General features: G+C 61.0%; 18 protein-coding genes and 4 tRNA genes. 13 read left to right on the forward strand and 9 right to left on the reverse strand.

Annotated features, from left to right (window positions below; translation table 11 throughout):
• Nucleotides 1-4 precede the first annotated feature (4 nt).
• The 3 genes from BBG20_RS04325 (at nucleotide 5) to thiO (ending at nucleotide 2105) form a co-directional block, all read left to right on the forward strand.
• The gene (locus BBG20_RS04325; RefSeq protein ID WP_065900902.1) at nucleotides 5-520 is read left to right on the forward strand and encodes a pilus assembly PilX family protein; all 516 of its coding nucleotides are present in this window, start codon (nucleotides 5-7) and stop codon (nucleotides 518-520) included.
• A gap of 11 nt (nucleotides 521-531) precedes the next feature.
• The gene (locus BBG20_RS04330; protein ID WP_065900558.1) at nucleotides 532-933 is read left to right on the forward strand and encodes a type IV pilin protein; all 402 of its coding nucleotides are present in this window, start codon (nucleotides 532-534) and stop codon (nucleotides 931-933) included.
• Between the two features lie 62 nt (nucleotides 934-995).
• Nucleotides 996-2105, forward strand: coding sequence for a glycine oxidase ThiO (thiO, locus tag BBG20_RS04335; protein WP_065900560.1), 1110 nt, complete (start codon nucleotides 996-998; stop codon nucleotides 2103-2105).
• Here the strand turns inward: thiO and BBG20_RS04340 are convergent.
• The gene (locus BBG20_RS04340; RefSeq protein ID WP_065900562.1) at nucleotides 2092-2325 is read right to left on the reverse strand and encodes a PP0621 family protein; all 234 of its coding nucleotides are present in this window, start codon (nucleotides 2323-2325) and stop codon (nucleotides 2092-2094) included. The genes thiO and BBG20_RS04340 overlap by 14 nt on opposite strands.
• Before the next feature lie 126 nt (nucleotides 2326-2451).
• Nucleotides 2452-3477, reverse strand: coding sequence for an outer membrane protein assembly factor BamD (locus BBG20_RS04345; RefSeq protein ID WP_065900564.1), 1026 nt, complete (start codon nucleotides 3475-3477; stop codon nucleotides 2452-2454).
• Between the two features lie 149 nt (nucleotides 3478-3626).
• Here BBG20_RS04345 and rluD point away from each other — a divergent pair, with 149 nt between their 5' ends.
• From rluD to BBG20_RS04380, 7 genes are all read left to right on the forward strand, one after another.
• Nucleotides 3627-4589 carry a 23S rRNA pseudouridine(1911/1915/1917) synthase RluD gene (gene rluD / locus BBG20_RS04350; RefSeq protein WP_010213248.1) on the forward strand — a complete coding sequence of 321 codons (963 nt, stop codon included), beginning with the start codon at nucleotides 3627-3629 and terminating at the stop codon, nucleotides 4587-4589.
• On the forward strand, nucleotides 4586-5311 hold the full coding sequence (gene pgeF / locus BBG20_RS04355) for a peptidoglycan editing factor PgeF (protein ID WP_065900566.1): 726 nt from the start codon (nucleotides 4586-4588) through the stop codon (nucleotides 5309-5311). Before rluD ends, pgeF begins: the two co-directional genes overlap by 4 nt.
• Before the next feature lie 170 nt (nucleotides 5312-5481).
• Nucleotides 5482-8046 carry an ATP-dependent chaperone ClpB gene (gene clpB / locus BBG20_RS04360; RefSeq protein ID WP_065900568.1) on the forward strand — a complete coding sequence of 855 codons (2565 nt, stop codon included), beginning with the start codon at nucleotides 5482-5484 and terminating at the stop codon, nucleotides 8044-8046.
• 302 nt (nucleotides 8047-8348) lie between these two features.
• Nucleotides 8349-8424 (forward strand) — tRNA-Asn (locus BBG20_RS04365).
• A gap of 9 nt (nucleotides 8425-8433) precedes the next feature.
• Nucleotides 8434-8510 (forward strand) — tRNA-Pro (locus BBG20_RS04370).
• 5 nt (nucleotides 8511-8515) lie between these two features.
• Nucleotides 8516-8591 (forward strand) — tRNA-Lys (locus BBG20_RS04375).
• Between the two features lie 94 nt (nucleotides 8592-8685).
• Nucleotides 8686-8762, forward strand: a tRNA-Pro gene (locus BBG20_RS04380).
• A 778-nt stretch (nucleotides 8763-9540) separates the two neighbouring features.
• Here the strand turns inward: BBG20_RS04380 and BBG20_RS04385 are convergent.
• From BBG20_RS04385 to BBG20_RS04395, 3 genes are all read right to left on the reverse strand, one after another.
• Entirely contained in the window at nucleotides 9541-10839 is a 1299-nt protein-coding gene (locus BBG20_RS04385) for an NAD(P)/FAD-dependent oxidoreductase (RefSeq protein WP_065900570.1), read from the reverse strand.
• A 60-nt stretch (nucleotides 10840-10899) separates the two neighbouring features.
• On the reverse strand, nucleotides 10900-11073 hold the full coding sequence (locus tag BBG20_RS04390; RefSeq protein WP_048724181.1) for a DUF3094 family protein: 174 nt from the start codon (nucleotides 11071-11073) through the stop codon (nucleotides 10900-10902).
• 89 nt (nucleotides 11074-11162) lie between these two features.
• Entirely contained in the window at nucleotides 11163-11792 is a 630-nt protein-coding gene (locus tag BBG20_RS04395; protein ID WP_010213242.1) for a DUF1780 domain-containing protein, read from the reverse strand.
• A 102-nt stretch (nucleotides 11793-11894) separates the two neighbouring features.
• Here BBG20_RS04395 and BBG20_RS04400 point away from each other — a divergent pair, with 102 nt between their 5' ends.
• From BBG20_RS04400 to BBG20_RS04410, 3 genes are all read left to right on the forward strand, one after another.
• A complete protein-coding gene (locus tag BBG20_RS04400) occupies nucleotides 11895-12362 on the forward strand; it encodes an FAD/FMN-containing dehydrogenase (RefSeq protein ID WP_065900571.1) in 468 nt (155 codons plus the stop codon).
• The gene (locus tag BBG20_RS04405) at nucleotides 12359-13048 is read left to right on the forward strand and encodes an energy-coupling factor ABC transporter permease (protein WP_065900572.1); all 690 of its coding nucleotides are present in this window, start codon (nucleotides 12359-12361) and stop codon (nucleotides 13046-13048) included. Before BBG20_RS04400 ends, BBG20_RS04405 begins: the two co-directional genes overlap by 4 nt.
• A 64-nt stretch (nucleotides 13049-13112) precedes the next feature.
• Nucleotides 13113-13328 carry a hypothetical protein gene (locus BBG20_RS04410; RefSeq protein ID WP_003171680.1) on the forward strand — a complete coding sequence of 72 codons (216 nt, stop codon included), beginning with the start codon at nucleotides 13113-13115 and terminating at the stop codon, nucleotides 13326-13328.
• Here BBG20_RS04410 and yacG read toward each other — a convergent pair.
• The 4 genes from yacG to BBG20_RS04430 are packed head-to-tail and all read right to left on the reverse strand — an operon-like array spanning nucleotide 13325 to nucleotide 16213.
• Complete coding sequence (gene yacG / locus BBG20_RS04415) at nucleotides 13325-13525, reverse strand: DNA gyrase inhibitor YacG (protein WP_003188437.1); 201 nt, start codon at nucleotides 13523-13525, stop codon at nucleotides 13325-13327. The two genes, BBG20_RS04410 and yacG, sit on opposite strands and share 4 nt — an antisense overlap.
• Nucleotides 13522-14145: a dephospho-CoA kinase gene (gene coaE / locus BBG20_RS04420; protein ID WP_065900573.1), complete on the reverse strand. Its 624-nt coding sequence runs from the start codon at nucleotides 14143-14145 to the stop codon at nucleotides 13522-13524. Before coaE ends, yacG begins: the two co-directional genes overlap by 4 nt.
• Nucleotides 14142-15008: a prepilin peptidase gene (locus BBG20_RS04425; protein ID WP_065900574.1), complete on the reverse strand. Its 867-nt coding sequence runs from the start codon at nucleotides 15006-15008 to the stop codon at nucleotides 14142-14144. The genes coaE and BBG20_RS04425 overlap by 4 nt, the downstream gene beginning before the upstream one ends.
• Nucleotides 15005-16213: a type II secretion system F family protein gene (locus BBG20_RS04430; protein WP_065900576.1), complete on the reverse strand. Its 1209-nt coding sequence runs from the start codon at nucleotides 16211-16213 to the stop codon at nucleotides 15005-15007. The genes BBG20_RS04425 and BBG20_RS04430 overlap by 4 nt, the downstream gene beginning before the upstream one ends.
• Nucleotide 16214 lies beyond the last annotated feature (1 nt).

Consider the following 16214-nt stretch of genomic DNA (forward strand, 5'->3'; position numbering starts at 1 on the left):
TGCCATGGTGTTTTCTCGTCAAGGCGGCATGGTGCTGTTGATCAGCCTGGTGTTTCTGCTGCTGTTGTCGCTGGTCGGTTTGTCATCGATGCAAATGGCTGTGACTCAGCAAAAGATCGCCGCGAGCCTCTGGCATCGCAACCAGTCATTTCAGACGGCTGAAAGTGGCTTGAGGCTGGGTGAGTCAAGGGTGCGGCGGGAGTTTGCGGGGTTAGCGCCGTGCCAATCGTTCGTCACCTGTGCGCCACCGGGTGAGGCGTTCTCGGTGACAGGTGCTGGCGTGAATCCCGTGTCGGGCGTGAATTGGGCCGGCCTGAAAAGTGGTCTCTACGGTGTTCAAGCCCTGGGGACTGGCGTGGGGGTGGCGCATTTGCCGGCGCAAACCCCGGCCACCTTGTACCGAGTGACCGCGGTCGGGCTCAGTGGCCAATCGCGTACGGTGCTGGAGAGTGTGTATGTGCGGGTAGAGGAGGACGGGCGGTCGTGGTTTCGGCGAGTGGCCTGGCGACAACTTCAATAAGGAGTAGAGGGATGGACATGGATAGCCAGGGTTTTACCCTGATCGAGTTACTGATCGCCGTGGCGATCATCGGGCTTCTGGCCGGTATCGCTTACCCCGGGTACGCCGGTCATGTGAAAAAAGTCTATCGCGCCGAGATCGTCGCGCTGTTGACCGAGCAGGCTCAGTACCTGGAGCGCTTTTATGCGAGGAACGGTACTTTTATTGACGCAAGCGGCGTCAGTACGGGCAATGATCGCTATAGAATCACCGCAGCATTGAACCCTCAGGATTACCGCCTGGTGGCTACGCCTGCCGTCGACTCGGGAATGGCCGGCGATCCCTGCGGTGACTTCAGCCTGACCAGCAGCGGTGCGCGGGCCAACCCTGGCGCCGCACCCGCCATGCCGCGCAAGACATGCTGGGGGCAATGATGAGAGTGCTGGATGATTGGGCGCCGGGTGCGCTTGTTCCTATTTATCGGCTGGATCAAATGATGGCTAAGCAACAGCAAGTGGTGATTGTCGGTGGCGGTGTTATCGGCTTGTTGACGGCGTACAACCTGGCGACGCAAGGGCAGGCGGTGGTGCTGCTGGAGCGCGCGGGCGTGGGGCAGGAGTCTTCCTGGGCCGGCGGTGGCATTGTTTCTCCCTTGTACCCATGGCGCTACAGCCCGGCGGTCACTGCGCTGGCCCATTGGTCCCAGGATTTTTATCCGCAGCTGGCCGAGCGGCTGTTTGCGGCCACAGGCGTTGACCCGGAGGTGCATACCACCGGGTTGTACTGGCTCGATCTGGATGATGAAGCCGAGGCCCTGGCCTGGGCGGCACGTGAAGGCCGGCCGTTGAGCAAAGTGGATGTGTCCGCTGCCCACGATGCCGTACCGGTACTGGGCGGCGGCTATGCCCGGGCGATCTACATGGCCAACGTGGCCAATGTGCGCAACCCGCGGTTGGTCAAATCGCTCAAGGCGGCACTGTTGGCGTTGCCGGGTGTGACGATTCACGAGCAATGCGAGGTAGCTGGTTTTGTCCTCGAGGATGGCAATGTCGTGGGCGTGAACACTGCGGATGGCCCGATCCATGGCGATCAGGTCGTGCTGGCGGCGGGGGCGTGGAGTGGTCAGCTGCTCGGTACGCTGGGGTTGGCGCTGCCGGTGGAGCCGGTCAAGGGACAGATGATTCTGTACAAATGCGCCTCGGATTTCCTCTCGAGCATGGTCCTGGCCAAGGGGCGCTATGCGATTCCCCGGCGCGATGGGCACATCCTGATCGGCAGCACCCTGGAGCATGAAGGCTTCGACAAGACGCCTACCGACACCGCGCTGGAAAGCTTGAAGGCGTCGGCGGTGGAGCTGATTCCAGCCTTGGCAGATGCCGAAGTGGTGGGGCACTGGGCCGGTTTACGCCCCGGCTCTCCGGAAGGTATTCCGTATATCGGCCAGGTGCCGGGCTTTAATGGGCTATGGCTCAACTGCGGGCATTACCGCAATGGCCTGGTGCTGGCGCCGGCGTCCTGCCAGCTGTTTGCGGATTTGTTGCTGGAGCGAGCGCCGATCATTGATCCAGCGCCCTACGCGCCCGCTGGTCGCCTCAACGCTGGATAGACTTCGGCCCCTGTTCCAGATGCGCCTGGGTGCAATACCACTCCTGGCGTGAGCTGAGGGCGCGATCCTGCGGCAGATGCACGCCGCAATGTGCGCAGCGCACCATCAGGGCTGCGCCCGGTTCGCCGGGGCGTTGCTGTCTGGCGGTCGGGCTTTTGAATTTGCGCCAGAACCATACCGCGGCAGCAATGACGGCAATCCAGAACAGTAGACGAACCATGATGGGCAGCTTCTCGATAAGTAATGCGCCAGTTTAGCCAAGGACGCGACAGGCGCACAGCGCAATAATGCTGGCGCATAAAAAAGGGAGCCCCGTGTGGCTCCCTTTTGCGTTGCGTCGACTGAATCAGTCGAACACACCGAAGGTCATGTAGCTGAACCACGAGCGATCCTGGTTGTTGCCCAGGGCCTGCGGCTCTTGCTCTTCGATCACGTCGCCGTTCTCGTCGTGTGGCTTGAGGTCCGAAGGGATCGCGTCCTTCGCGTCCTGGTACTGCTTGATCACGTCCTGGTTGGCGCGGGTTTCGCCCGGCGGCAGCGGCGGACGCGACTCGATCAGGCCCAGGGTGTACTTGCTAAGCCACGAACGGTTGTCGGCTTCGGCAACCTGAGGCACGAACTGGCCGTCCTTCAGGCTTGGGTGGTCAGGGTAGTTGAGCTTGAGGGTTTCCAGGCTGGTGCTGGCCAGTTCGTCCAGGTGCAGGCGCTGGTAAGCCTCGGTCATCACTGCCAGGCCATCACCGACCGAAGGCGTTTCCTGGAAGTTTTCCACGACATAACGACCACGGTTGGCTGCCGCTACATAAGCCTGACGGGTCAGGTAGTAGTGAGCCACGTGAATCTCGTAGGAAGCCAGCAGGTTGCGCAGGTAGATCATGCGCTGCTTGGCGTCCGGCGCGTAGCGGCTGTTGGGGAAGCGGCTGGTCAGCTGGGCGAACTCGTTGTAGGAGTCGCGGGCAGCGCCCGGGTCACGCTTGGTCATGTCCAGCGGCAGGAAGCGCGCCAGCAGGCCGACGTCCTGGTCGAATGAGGTCAGGCCCTTCATGTAGTAGGCGTAGTCGACGTTCGGGTGCTGCGGGTGCAGGCGGATGAAACGCTCGGCGGCGGACTTGGCAGCTTCCGGCTCGGCGTTCTTGTAGTTGGCGTAGATCAGCTCGAGCTGGGCCTGGTCGGCGTAGCGCCCGAACGGATAGCGCGACTCCAGTGCCTTCAGCTTCGCTGTGGCGCTGGTGTAGCTATTATTGTCCAAGTCTTTCTGAGCCAGTTGGTACAACTCGACTTCGCTCAGGTTTTCGTCGACGACTTCCTTTGTTGACGAGCAAGCAGCAGTCATGGCGAGGATGGCGATCAGCAGCAGGTGTTTCACTTGCATGGCGGCTTGCGTCCCTATGACGGCCGCTGTCTTGGGCGGGGCCGTCCTGTTATGATGAGCGCCCCGTTGAAAGCCTCGGGGCAAAAGACGCCGTATTTAACCACAAGCGCGCAGCCGAAACCAAAGGCTGTGCCACGCCTAGTCTGAGCATGTCCGATAAAATTGAACTTCGCGCAGAGGTGCCGTCCGAATTGGGCGGCCAACGCCTCGATCAAGTCGCCGCACAATTATTCGCTGAGCACTCGCGCTCGCGCCTTTCCGCCTGGATCAAAGACGGCCGCCTGACTGTGGATGGAGCGGTTATCCGCCCGCGAGACATAGTGCATGGCGGTGCGATTCTTGAGCTGACTGCCGAGCAGGAAGCCCAGGGAGAATGGGTCGCCCAGGACATCGAGCTGGATATCGTCTATGAAGACGACGACATCCTGGTCATCAACAAACCCGCAGGCCTGGTGGTTCACCCGGCGGCCGGGCACGCTGATGGCACCTTGCTCAATGCCCTGTTGCACCACGTGCCGGACATCATCAATGTCCCGCGTTGTGGCATCGTGCACCGCCTGGACAAGGACACCACCGGCCTGATGGTGGTGGCCAAGACCATCCAGGCACAGACACAGCTGGTGACGCAATTGCAGAGCCGCAGTGTCAGCCGGATCTACGAGTGCATCGTGATCGGCGTGGTGGTGGCGGGTGGCAAGATCAACGCCCCAATTGGTCGCCACGGCCAGCAGCGCCAGCGTATGGCGGTAATGGAAGGTGGCAAGCAGGCCGTCAGCCACTACCGTGTGCTGGAGCGTTTCCGGTCCCACACCCATGTGCGGGTCAAGCTGGAAACCGGGCGTACCCACCAGATTCGTGTGCACATGGCCCATATCAACTTCCCGTTGGTCGGCGACCCGGCCTACGGTGGCCGCTTCCGCATTCCGCCGGCGGCCAGTGCGACCATGGTTGATTCGCTGAAAAACTTCCCGCGCCAGGCACTGCATGCACGTTTCCTGGAGCTGGATCATCCGACGAGCGGTAAGCGGATGAGCTGGGAATCGCCTCTTCCAGACGATCTGGTCTGGTTGCTGTCGCTGCTCAAGCAGGATCGCGAGGCGTTTATCGGATGAGTGACTGGCTGATTCCTGACTGGCCCGCGCCGGCTCAGGTCAAGGCCTGCGTCACCACCCGTGCGGGCGGCGTCAGCCTGGCGCCGTTCGACAGTCTCAACCTGGGCGATCATGTCGAGGACAGCCTGGAGGCTGTACTCGAAAACCGTCGTCGTCTCACTGATGCCTTTGATATCCAGCCCGCCTGGCTGCGTCAGGTCCATGGGGTGAAGGTGGTCGAGGCGAATCCTGGAGTGACCGTCGAAGCCGATGGCAGTTGGAGCAGTACGCCCGGCATCGCCTGCACATCCATGACCGCCGATTGCCTGCCCGCATTATTCTGCAACCGTGCCGGCACGCGTGTCGCAGCAGCTCATGCCGGCTGGCGTGGCCTGGCAGCGGGTGTGCTCGAAGCCGCCTTCGAAAGCCTGGATACCGATGCCGGTGAGGTGTTGGTGTGGCTGGGCCCGGCCATCGGTCCACAGGCCTTTGAAGTCGGCCCGGAAGTGCGTGAGGCCTTTATGCAGCAACTGCCGGTTGCCGCCGAAGCCTTTGTGCCGAGCCGCAATCCAGGCAAGTTCATGGCCGATATCTACCAGTTGGCCCGCCTGCGCCTGGCGGCACGTGGCATCACCGCGGTTTATGGTGGCGGCTTCTGCACCGTCACCGACCCGCGCTTCTTTTCTTACCGGCGCAGCCCCCGCACCGGTCGTTTTGCCTCCCTTATCTGGCTTGAACGCTAGACTCTGTTGATCTGGGTCAACGCTGATCCATATCAACCGTCGGTCGCTTGAATCTTCCAGAATCCACCCCATCTATAGGGGTATCTGGCAGGTTTCTTCATTCAGGATGTGTTTATCGCGAGCAAGCTCGCTCGCACATAGCTCCGGCCTGCTCAAAAGGAAGGTGACTAATGCGTATAGATCGTTTAACCAGCAAATTGCAGTTGGCCTTATCGGACTCTCAATCGTTGGCGGTGGGCCTCGACCACCCGGCCATCGAGCCTGCGCACTTGATGCAGGCGCTTCTGGATCAGCAAGGTGGTTCTATCAAGCCCTTGCTGATGCAGGTGGGCTTTGACGTCAACAGCCTGCGCAAGGAGTTGAGCAAAGAGCTCGACCAACTGCCGAAAATCCAAAACCCTACCGGCGACGTGAACATGTCGCAGGACCTGGCACGTCTGCTCAACCAGGCCGATCGCCTGGCCCAGCAGAAAGGTGACCAGTTTATTTCCAGCGAGCTGGTATTGCTCGCCGCCATGGACGACAACAGCAAGCTTGGCAAATTGTTGCTGGGCCAGGGCGTGAGCAAGAAAGCCCTGGAAAACGCCATCAACAACCTGCGCGGCGGCGAGGCGGTCAACGACCCCAACCATGAGGAGTCGCGCCAGGCCCTGGACAAGTACACCGTCGACCTGACCAAGCGCGCCGAAGAAGGCAAGCTGGATCCGGTGATCGGCCGTGACGATGAGATTCGTCGCACTATCCAGGTCCTGCAGCGTCGCACCAAGAACAACCCGGTGCTGATCGGCGAGCCTGGCGTGGGTAAAACCGCGATTGCCGAAGGCCTGGCCCAGCGCATCATCAACGGTGAAGTGCCGGACGGTCTCAAAGGCAAGCGCCTGTTGTCCCTGGACATGGGTTCGCTGATCGCCGGTGCCAAGTTCCGTGGTGAATTCGAAGAGCGCCTCAAATCCCTGTTGAACGAGCTGTCGAAGCAGGAAGGGCAGATCATTCTGTTTATCGACGAACTGCACACCATGGTCGGCGCCGGTAAAGGCGAAGGCTCGATGGACGCAGGCAACATGCTCAAGCCCGCATTGGCGCGGGGTGAGTTGCATTGCGTGGGTGCCACGACGCTCAACGAGTACCGCCAGTACATCGAGAAAGACGCAGCCTTGGAGCGGCGTTTCCAGAAAGTGCTGGTGGAAGAACCGAGCGAAGAAGACACCATCGCGATCCTGCGTGGCCTGAAAGAGCGCTATGAGGTCCACCATAAGGTGGCGATTACCGACGGCGCGATCATTGCGGCGGCCAAATTGAGCCATCGCTATATCACTGACCGGCAGTTGCCGGACAAGGCCATCGACCTGATCGACGAAGCGGCCAGCCGCATCCGCATGGAGATCGACTCCAAGCCGGAAGTGCTCGACCGTCTGGATCGGCGCCTGATTCAACTGAAAGTCGAATCCCAGGCCCTGAAGAAAGAAGAGGACGATGCGGCGAAGAAACGCCTGGAAAAACTCCAGGAAGAAATCGTCCGCCTCGAACGCGAATACTCGGACCTCGAAGAAATCTGGACCTCGGAAAAGGCTGAAGTACAGGGCTCTGCCCAGATCCAGCAAAAGATCGAGCAGTCGCGTCAGGAGTTGGAAGCGGCGCGCCGTAAAGGCGACCTGAACCGCATGGCCGAGTTGCAGTACGGGGTAATTCCGGACCTGGAACGCAGCCTGCAGATGGTCGACCAGCATGGCCACAGCGAGAACCAGCTGCTGCGCAGCAAGGTGACCGAGGAGGAAATCGCCGAGGTTGTCTCCAAGTGGACCGGCATCCCGGTGTCGAAGATGCTCGAAGGCGAGCGCGACAAGTTGCTGAAGATGGAGCACCTCTTGCACCAACGCGTCATCGGCCAGGAAGAGGCGGTGGTCGCGGTGTCCAACGCGGTGCGGCGTTCCCGGGCCGGCTTGTCCGACCCGAACCGCCCAAGCGGCTCGTTCATGTTCCTCGGCCCGACCGGCGTGGGCAAGACCGAGCTGTGCAAGGCCTTGGCCGAGTTCCTCTTTGATACCGAAGAGGCCATGGTGCGGATCGATATGTCCGAATTCATGGAGAAACACTCGGTGGCCCGCTTGATCGGTGCGCCACCAGGCTATGTGGGCTACGAGGAGGGCGGGTACCTGACCGAAGCCGTGCGGCGCAAGCCTTACTCGGTGATCCTGCTGGACGAGGTCGAGAAGGCCCACCCGGATGTGTTCAACATCCTGCTGCAGGTGCTGGAAGATGGCCGTCTGACGGACAGTCACGGGCGTACCGTGGACTTCCGCAACACGGTGATCGTGATGACCTCCAACCTGGGCTCGGCGCAGATCCAGGAGTTGGTGGGGGATCGCGAAGCGCAGCGTGCTGCGGTGATGGACGCACTGACCACGCACTTCCGTCCGGAATTTATCAACCGGGTCGATGAAGTGGTGATCTTCGAGCCTTTGGCGCGGGATCAGATCGCGGGCATTACCGAGATCCAGTTGGGTCGCCTGCGTGGCCGCCTGGCCGAGCGCGAGCTGTCGCTGGAGCTGAGTCGCGAGGCATTGGACAAACTGATCGCGGTCGGTTACGACCCGGTGTATGGCGCACGGCCGTTGAAGCGTGCGATCCAGCGCTGGATCGAAAACCCGCTGGCGCAGTTGATCCTGTCGGGCAGCTTCATGCCCGGCACCAGCGTCACGGCGACGGTGGAAAACGACGAAATCGTCTTCCACTGAGCCCGGCCTGTATGGCGATAAGAGGAGGCCCCGCATTGCGGGGCCTTTTTTTTCGATAGGGCGTTGAACTGTAAGGCAAAGGCTTGTAAAGTGCGCCCCGCAGCAACGTCAGCCCACGGGTTTCTTCTCCCCAAGAAGAAATCAGAAAGAAGCGCAAATCATTGTCTTAAAAGCAATTTAAAGGGTTGACAGGGGTTTTTAAGATTGTAGAATAGCGCGCCTCAGAGACATGAACGTAGCGATACGGACGGGTCGAAGAGAAGGTTACACCGCAGCAAAAGTTGTACTTTGAAATATGTAGTTCCGTGATAGCTCAGTCGGTAGAGCAAATGACTGTTAATCATTGGGTCCCAGGTTCGAGTCCTGGTCACGGAGCCAATTTCAAACCGGGGTATAGCGCAGTCCGGTAGCGCGCCTGCTTTGGGAGCAGGATGTCGGGAGTTCGAATCCCCCTACCCCGACCATATTTGGGTCGTTAGCTCAGTTGGTAGAGCAGTTGGCTTTTAACCAATTGGTCGTAGGTTCGAATCCCACACGACCCACCATTTTTGAGACCAGTTAACACTGGAATCGAATCTTAAGATCAGAGGCCAAAAGCGCTGATCGAAGAAGGCGACTGAAAGGTCGCCTTTTTTTTACCGGGGTATAGCGCAGTCCGGTAGCGCGCCTGCTTTGGGAGCAGGATGTCAGGAGTTCGAATCCCCTTACCCCGACCATATTAAAAATCCCCGTATCGAAAGATACGGGGATTTTTTTTGTCCGAAATTTGACCTCTGTAGGCGCCAGCGCAATTCCCACGTGGGAGCTGGCAGCCAGCGCAATTCCCCTGTGGGAGCGGGCTTGCCCGCGAAAGCGTTGTATCAGCGACACCTTCGTCGGCTGACCCACCACCATCGCCAGCAAGCCAGCGCCTACAAGGAGTCCGCCAGCGCAACTCCCATGTGGGAGCGGGCTTGCCCGCGAAAGCGTTGTATCAGCGACGGCTTCGTCGGCTGACCCACCACCATCGCCAGCAGGCGAGCGCCTACAAGGAGTCAGCCGGCGCAATTCCCATGTGGGAGCGGGCTTGCCCGCGAAAGCGTTGTACCAGCGACGGCTTAGTCGACTGACCCACCACCATCGCCGGCAAGCCAGCACCTACAAGGAGTGAGCCAGCGCAATTCCCATGTGGGAGCGGGCTTGCTCGCGAAAGCGTTGTCTCAGCGACGCCTTCGTCGGCTGACCCACCGCCATCGCCAGCAAGCCAGCGCCTACAAGGAGTCAGCCAGCGCAACTCCCATGTGGGAGCGGGCTTGCCCGCGAAAGCGTTGTACCAGCGACGGCTCAGTCGGCTGACCCACCACCATCGCCGGCAAGCCAGCACCTACAAGGAGTCAGCCAGCGCAATCCCCATGTGGGAGCGGGCTTGCCCGCGAAAGCGTTGTATCAGCGACGGCTCAGTCGGCTGACCCTCCACCATCGCCAGCAAGCCAGCGCCCACAGGGTTGTGAGGTATCAGTGCAGCTTGAGGCGCGGCTCGGTCCCGCGTCCGATCTTGCTGCCCAGCATCAGCATCGCCGTGCGGAAGAAGCCATACAGCGCCATCTGGTGCATGCGGTACAGCGACACATAGAACATCCGTGCCAGCCAGCCTTCGAGCATCACGCTGCCGGTGAGGTTGCCCATCAGGTTACCTACCGCCGAGAACCGCGACAGCGAGATCAGCGAGCCGTAGTCGGTGTACTTGTAAGATGGCAGGTCCTTGCCCTCGATCCGCAGCTTCAGCGACTTGGCCAGCAATGAGGCCTGCTGGTGAGCCGCCTGGGCGCGTGGCGGTACATTACGGTCAGTGCCCGGTTGCGGGCAGGCGGCACAATCGCCAAAGGCGAAGATATTTTCGTCGCGGGTGGTCTGCAGCGTCGGCAGCACTTGCAGCTGATTAATGCGGTTGGTTTCCAGGCCATCGATATCCTTGAGGAAGCCAGGCGCGCGAATACCGGCTGCCCACACCTTGAGGCTGGCAGGAATCACCTGGCCGCTGCTGGTGATCAGCGCGTCGGCCGTCACTTCGCTGACCGCCGAGTTGGTCAGCACGGTCACCCCAAGTTTCTCCAGGGTTTTATGCACAGGTCCGCCAATGCGCTCCGGCAGCGCGGGCAATACCCGTGGGCCGGCTTCGATCAGGGTGATGTGCATGTTTTCCGGTTTGATCCGGTCCAGGCCATAGGCCGCCAGCTCATGGGCGGCGTTATGCAGCTCTGCGGCCAGTTCCACGCCGGTGGCACCGGCGCCGACGATGGCGACGCTGATCTGTTCAATGGTATCGGTCTGCCCGGCATGGGCGCGCAGGTAGTGGTTGAGCAATTGCTGATGGAAGCGCTCGGCCTGCTTGCGGGTGTCGAGGAACAGACAGTGCTGTGCGGCGCCTTCGGTACCGAAATCGTTGGTGGTGCTACCGACCGCAATCACCAGGCTGTCATAGCCCAGCACGCGCGCGGGCACCAGCTCACGGCCCTCTTCATCGAGGGTGGCGGCCAGCTGGATTTTTTTCTGCTCACGGTCGAGTCCGCTCATGCGCCCCAGTTGGAACTCGAAGTGGTTCCATTTGGCCTGGGCGACGTAATTGAGTTCGTCTTCCGAAGAGTTCAGCGAGCCGGCAGCCACTTCGTGCAGCAACGGCTTCCAGATATGGGTCAGGTTGGCGTCTACCAGCGTGATGCTGGCGGTGCCGCGCTTGCCCAGAGTCTTACCCAGGCGGGTAGCCAACTCCAGGCCGCCGGCGCCGCCGCCGACGATAATAATACGATGGGTCATGGGGATATCTCGCAAGGCTAAAAGAAATCGGAGCAGTTACCCCCGCGAGCGCCAGGCAGCTCATAGCGTCAGGTAACTCAAAAGGCGGCTCAGCAACCCGAGCCCGATCACCACCACCAGCACCACACCAAGGAGCAGCCACGGCCGGAAAGGCTTGCGCTCGACTTGGTTCTGGGAGAGTTGCAGGTACTCTTCGACATGCTGTTGGTCATCGGGGTTCAGGCGGCTGGTCATAAAGGCCTCGTCAGGTAGACGTTGCAAAAGGGCGCCACGTTACAGTCGGGAAGTGGGCGGTCTCGCCACAAGCGTAGCCTGTGCCTGCGTCACAGGCTGATGCCCACGTCGAACACTATGCTGCGCCCCAGGTTGTTGCGCAAGAAATCCGGTGCATCCGGATGCGCGAACAATACCCGCGCAAATGTCGGCCCAACCAGCGACAGCGAGCGCCAGCCCTGGCGCAGGTATTCGGTAGGCGGCGGGAAGTGGCTGTTGAGGTCCAGCACTTCGCGCTTGAGGCTGGTGAAGGCGACGATGTCCAACTCGCCCAGGTCCATCCCGCGTTCCTTGTAGTTATGGGCCTTCTTGCGCAGGGTCGGCGCCAGGCGCAGCAGGAATTCGTGGGCGGGAATGCGCCGAGGCTTGGCTTCGCGCCGCACCAGTTGGCTGAGGGAAAACGCACTGCGCCGGCGCAGCAATTCGTCGCGCCATTCGTCGTTCAGGCGCCGTCCCTCATCCAATACGAAAAACACTTCGAAACTGGCATCGCGAAACAGCACGTCCGGCGGTTCCTGCCCGGCGGCGTGAAACTCCTCGGCCCGATAAGGCACATTCAAGCCTTGCAACAGGCGCTGGCAGACCCAACGCTCACGCTCCCATTTGCGGGCATTGGACAGAAAAGCATTGGCTTGTTCGGCCGCTACGGTAAGCAGGCGCAAATAATCTGAGTCATCCATGCTTGCAGCTTAGCGTCCAAATGATGACCGCAGGAAGTCCCGCTGCAAAAGGTCGGTGTAGACTGGCTACTCGACCGCTATGCCGAGGATGAGGAGTCCGCTGTGAAGTTTTTTCTGCTGCTGTTGCTTGGCCTGCTGCCCTTGTGCGCCCAGGCCGTCGAGGTGGGTGAGCGCCTGGCGCCGTGGACCCTGCTGGATCAATTTGACCAGGCCTACACCCTGAATGATCAGGCGCAGATTCTGCTGGTCGCGCGCAGCATGGACGCCGCCAAGCAGGTGGACGCAGCGCTGCAAGGCCAGCCCAAAGGTTACCTGGAAGCACGGCATGCGGTGTTTGTCGCGGACATACAGCGCATGCCCCGGCTGATCGCCAAGCTGTTCGCCGTACCCGCCATGCAGGCCTACAACTACCGGGTCATGCTTGATCGGGACGCGCGCATCGCCCCGCGCTACCCGGGCGCTGTGGATAAAGTGCTGTGGCTGCAGCTGGATAAAGGCCAATTGATTGAGCAACGCGAATACAGCTCCGCCACCGATCTGCGCCAGGCCCTGGAGCAGGTGAAGCCGTGATCAGCGCCGCCGTGCTGGCACCGACGACGCTCGGCATCGGTTGGTTGTTGTACGCGCCGGTGTTGCTGTGGGCGATCCTGCGCTCGCCGTGGGTCGAGTTGTTTGCCGACCGGCGGCGCCAGCATTTGCTGTTCGGCACGGTATTCGCGCTGTTCATGCTGTGGCTGGTACGGCGTGATTTCGATACCGGGGTTTCCTACCACTTTATCGGCATGACTGCCGTGACCCTGTTGCTGGATTGGCCGTTAGCCATTGTCGGTGGGTTTGCCGCCCAGCTGGGCCTGATGGCACTGGGGCGCCAGGATCTCGCAGCCCTCGGCGTCAATGGCATGCTGCTGATTGTGTTGCCGGTGCTGGTCACTGAAGGCTGCGCACTGCTGGTGGAGCGGGCGCAACCGCGCAATCCCTTCGTGTACATCTTCTGTTCCGGTTTCTTCGCTGCGGCGTTGTCGGCGTTGCTCTGCTTGCTAGCCGCATTGGGCCTGCTGTGGCTGGACGGGCGTTTTGCCATGCCGGAATGGCTGGAAGATTTCATCGGCTACCTGTGGCTGATCATCTTCCCCGAGGCCTTTATCAACGGCATGGTCATCAGCGCCCTGGTGGTGTTTTGCCCGGAGTGGTTGGAGACGTTCAATCGCACACGCTACCTGTCGGCGCCCTGGAAGGATGACGATTCGCGGCGTTGATCCAGATCAAATCCCGCGGGGTTGCACAGGCCCATGCTCTGCAAAATTTTCCAGGAGCACGGACATGAGTGTGTACGAATGGGCACGGCAGGAGTTGCGCAGAAGCCAGGACGCGGCACAGGAAATCGGTTTCGATCCGGGCTTGACCCTGCGCGCCATGCTCAGCGCGGTGGTGCAGCAGAGCAAGGGGGTACGCAGTTTCGAAGACCTGGCCGACGAGCTGCAATACCTTGCAGAGAATCTCGACGACCAGCAGGAATACGCCTTTATGCGCCCTTAATGGCGCGGCGGCAGGTCCTCGGAGAACAGCTCGTCTTCAGCGTCCGGAGCTACCGGGATCTTGTGCTCCTCAGCGGCCCACGCGCCGAGGTCGATGAGTTTGCAACGGTCCGAGCAGAACGGCCGGTTGAGGTTGGTCGCTTTCCATTCCACGGGGGCGCCGCAGGTTGGGCAATCGACGGTCAAGGGTTGGCTCATGATCGGCCTCCACGCAAAGTAAGGTAAAAGTGGTGCAGTCGCTCGACCTCGCTGTGCAGCCAGGCCAGGTCCTGGTCATTGACCAGTACGTCATCGGCATGGTTCAGGCGGTCTTCGCGGCTGGACTGGGCCTTGAGGATCGCCTGCACCTGCTGTTCGCTGATGCCATCGCGCTGCAGGGTACGCTGAATCTGCAGCGATTGCGGCACGTCGATCACCAGGATGCGTTGGGTCATGCTGTACTGGCCGGATTCGATCAGCAGCGGCGACACCAGAATCGCGTAGGGTGACTGCGCGCGCGCCAGGTGGCTGCGAATCTCTTCGCCAATCAGCGGATGCAGCAAGGCTTCGAGCCAGCGTCGCTCTTCAGGTACTTCAAAGATCAGCTTGCGCAGTGCGGCGCGATCCAGTTGGCCGTCAGGTTGCAGCACGCCGTCGCCAAAATGCTCGGCGATGCATGCCAGTGCCGGCCGCCCAGGTTCGACCACCCAGCGCGCGGCGTGATCGGCGTCCACCAGGTCGATGCCCAGGTCGACAAAGTGCTGGGCAGCTGCGCTCTTGCCACTGCCGATACCGCCAGTCAGGCCAAGAATCCAGGGTGTTGCAACAGAATTGGTCATCTGAAACCGACAGACTGCAAATAGAAGTCGGTTATTTGACCACCCCAGAGCAATGCAATCCAGCCGGCAATCGCCAGATACGGACCAAATGGCATGGGTGTCGACGCCTGGGCCTTGCGCATTCGCATCAGGATCAAGCCACAAAATACCCCCACCAGCGATGACATCAGCAGTGTCATGGGCAGGATCTGCCAGCCGCCCCAGGCCCCGAGCAGGGCGAGCAACTTGAAGTCGCCGTGGCCCATGCCGTCCTTGCCGGTGGCCAGCTTGAACAGCCAGAACACGCTCCACAGGCTCAGGTAGCCGATCACAGCGCCCCACAGGGCATCGGGCAACGTGGTGAACAGCCCGAAGCTATTGACGATCAGCCCCAGCCACAGCAGCGGCAATACCAGCACATCCGGCAGCAGTTGGTGGTCGGCATCGATCAGGCTCATCGCCAATAACCCACAGCTCAACAGCATCAGCGCTGCGGCTTGCCAACCGAAACCGAAATGCCAGGCCACCAGCGCGCAGAGCAACCCGCTCGCCAGTTCGGTGAGTGGGTAGCGCGCACTGATCGCTCCCCGGCAGTGAGCGCAGCGACCCTTGAGCAACAGATAACTGAGCAGGGGAATGTTTTCCCAGGGGCGGATCGGGTGATTGCAGTGGGGGCAGCATGAGTGGGGCAGCATCAGGTTGTAGGTCGGCCCCGCAGGTTCGGCGGGCAAACCGAGCACTTCATGGGCCTGGGCTCGCCATTCCCGTTCGAGCATTTTTGGCAGGCGCCACACCAGTACGTTGAGAAAACTGCCGACGATCACCCCCAGCACCAAGGCCATCGACACAAAGACCCAGGCGTGCTCGCTCAGCAGCAGGCTCAAAATGCGCTCCCCAATTGGAAAACCGGCAGGTACATGGCGACGACCAGTGCCCCGACAATCCCGCCCAATACCACCATGATCAGCGGTTCCATCAAACTCGTGAGGTTATCGACCTGATCGTCCACTGCGGCCTCGTAATGACTGGCGACTTTTTCCAGCATGCGGTCCAGTGTGCCCGACTCTTCGCCGATCGCCGTCATCTGGATCGCCATGCCGGGAAACAGCCCGCTGGCGGCCATGGATTGATTCAATTGCATACCGGTGGATACATCGTGTCGCATAAGCTCGATTGCCTGTTTGAACGGTTCTGAACCAGCAGCACCGGCCACCGACCCCAGCGCCTGCACCAGCGGAACGCCGGCAGCAAACGTCGTGGAGAGCGTACGGGCGAAGCGGGCTACTGCCGATTTCTGCAGCAGTTTGCCTGCCAGGGGCGTTTTCAACAAACCGGCGTCCAGCCAGCGACGAACCTCTACTGAAGCGCGATAGGCGTGACGCAACCCCATGGCGGCAGACCCCAGGCCCAGCGCCACGATCCACCAGGCGCGTTGCAGGAACTCGGACAGCGCGATCACGTGGAGGGTGAAATCCGGCAGCTTGCCATCGACCCCGGCAAACAACGTCTGGAATTGCGGCACCACGTGGATCAACAGCACGCCGGTGACGACGCTCGCGACGACCAGCACTGCGATCGGGTAGGTCATGGCCTTTTTGATTCTGGCTTTGAGCCGTTTGCTCTTTTCCCGGTGGACCGCCACGCGCTCCAGCAAGGTCTCAAGTGCCCCCGCTTGTTCACCGGCAGCCACCAGGTTGCAGTACAGCTCATCGAAATAGCGCGGTTGTTTGCGCAACGCTTCACTCAAGTTGGTACCGGCGGCGACCTCCTGCTTCAGGCGCTGCACCCGCTCGCGCACCGAGGGGTTGTCGAAGCCTTCGCTGATGATGTCGAAGGCCTGCAGCAGTGCGATCCCGGCTTTGAGCAGCGTGGCCAACTGGCGCGTGAACAAGGTGATGTCCGCCGGTTTAACGGGCGGGGTGAAGCTCGGCAGCCAATGCGATCGTTCGCGCACGCGACCGGGGCTGATGCCTTGCTGGCGCAGCTGCGCCTTTACCAGGGCCGGATTGTGCGCCGTGGCATGCCCGCAGACCTTGCGTCCTTTGCGGTTGATGCCTTCCCAGGCGTAAATCGTCGAGGCGTTGTTCATG

Source organism: Pseudomonas aylmerensis (genome assembly GCF_001702265.1).
GTDB classification, from domain to species: domain Bacteria; phylum Pseudomonadota; class Gammaproteobacteria; order Pseudomonadales; family Pseudomonadaceae; genus Aquipseudomonas; species Aquipseudomonas aylmerensis.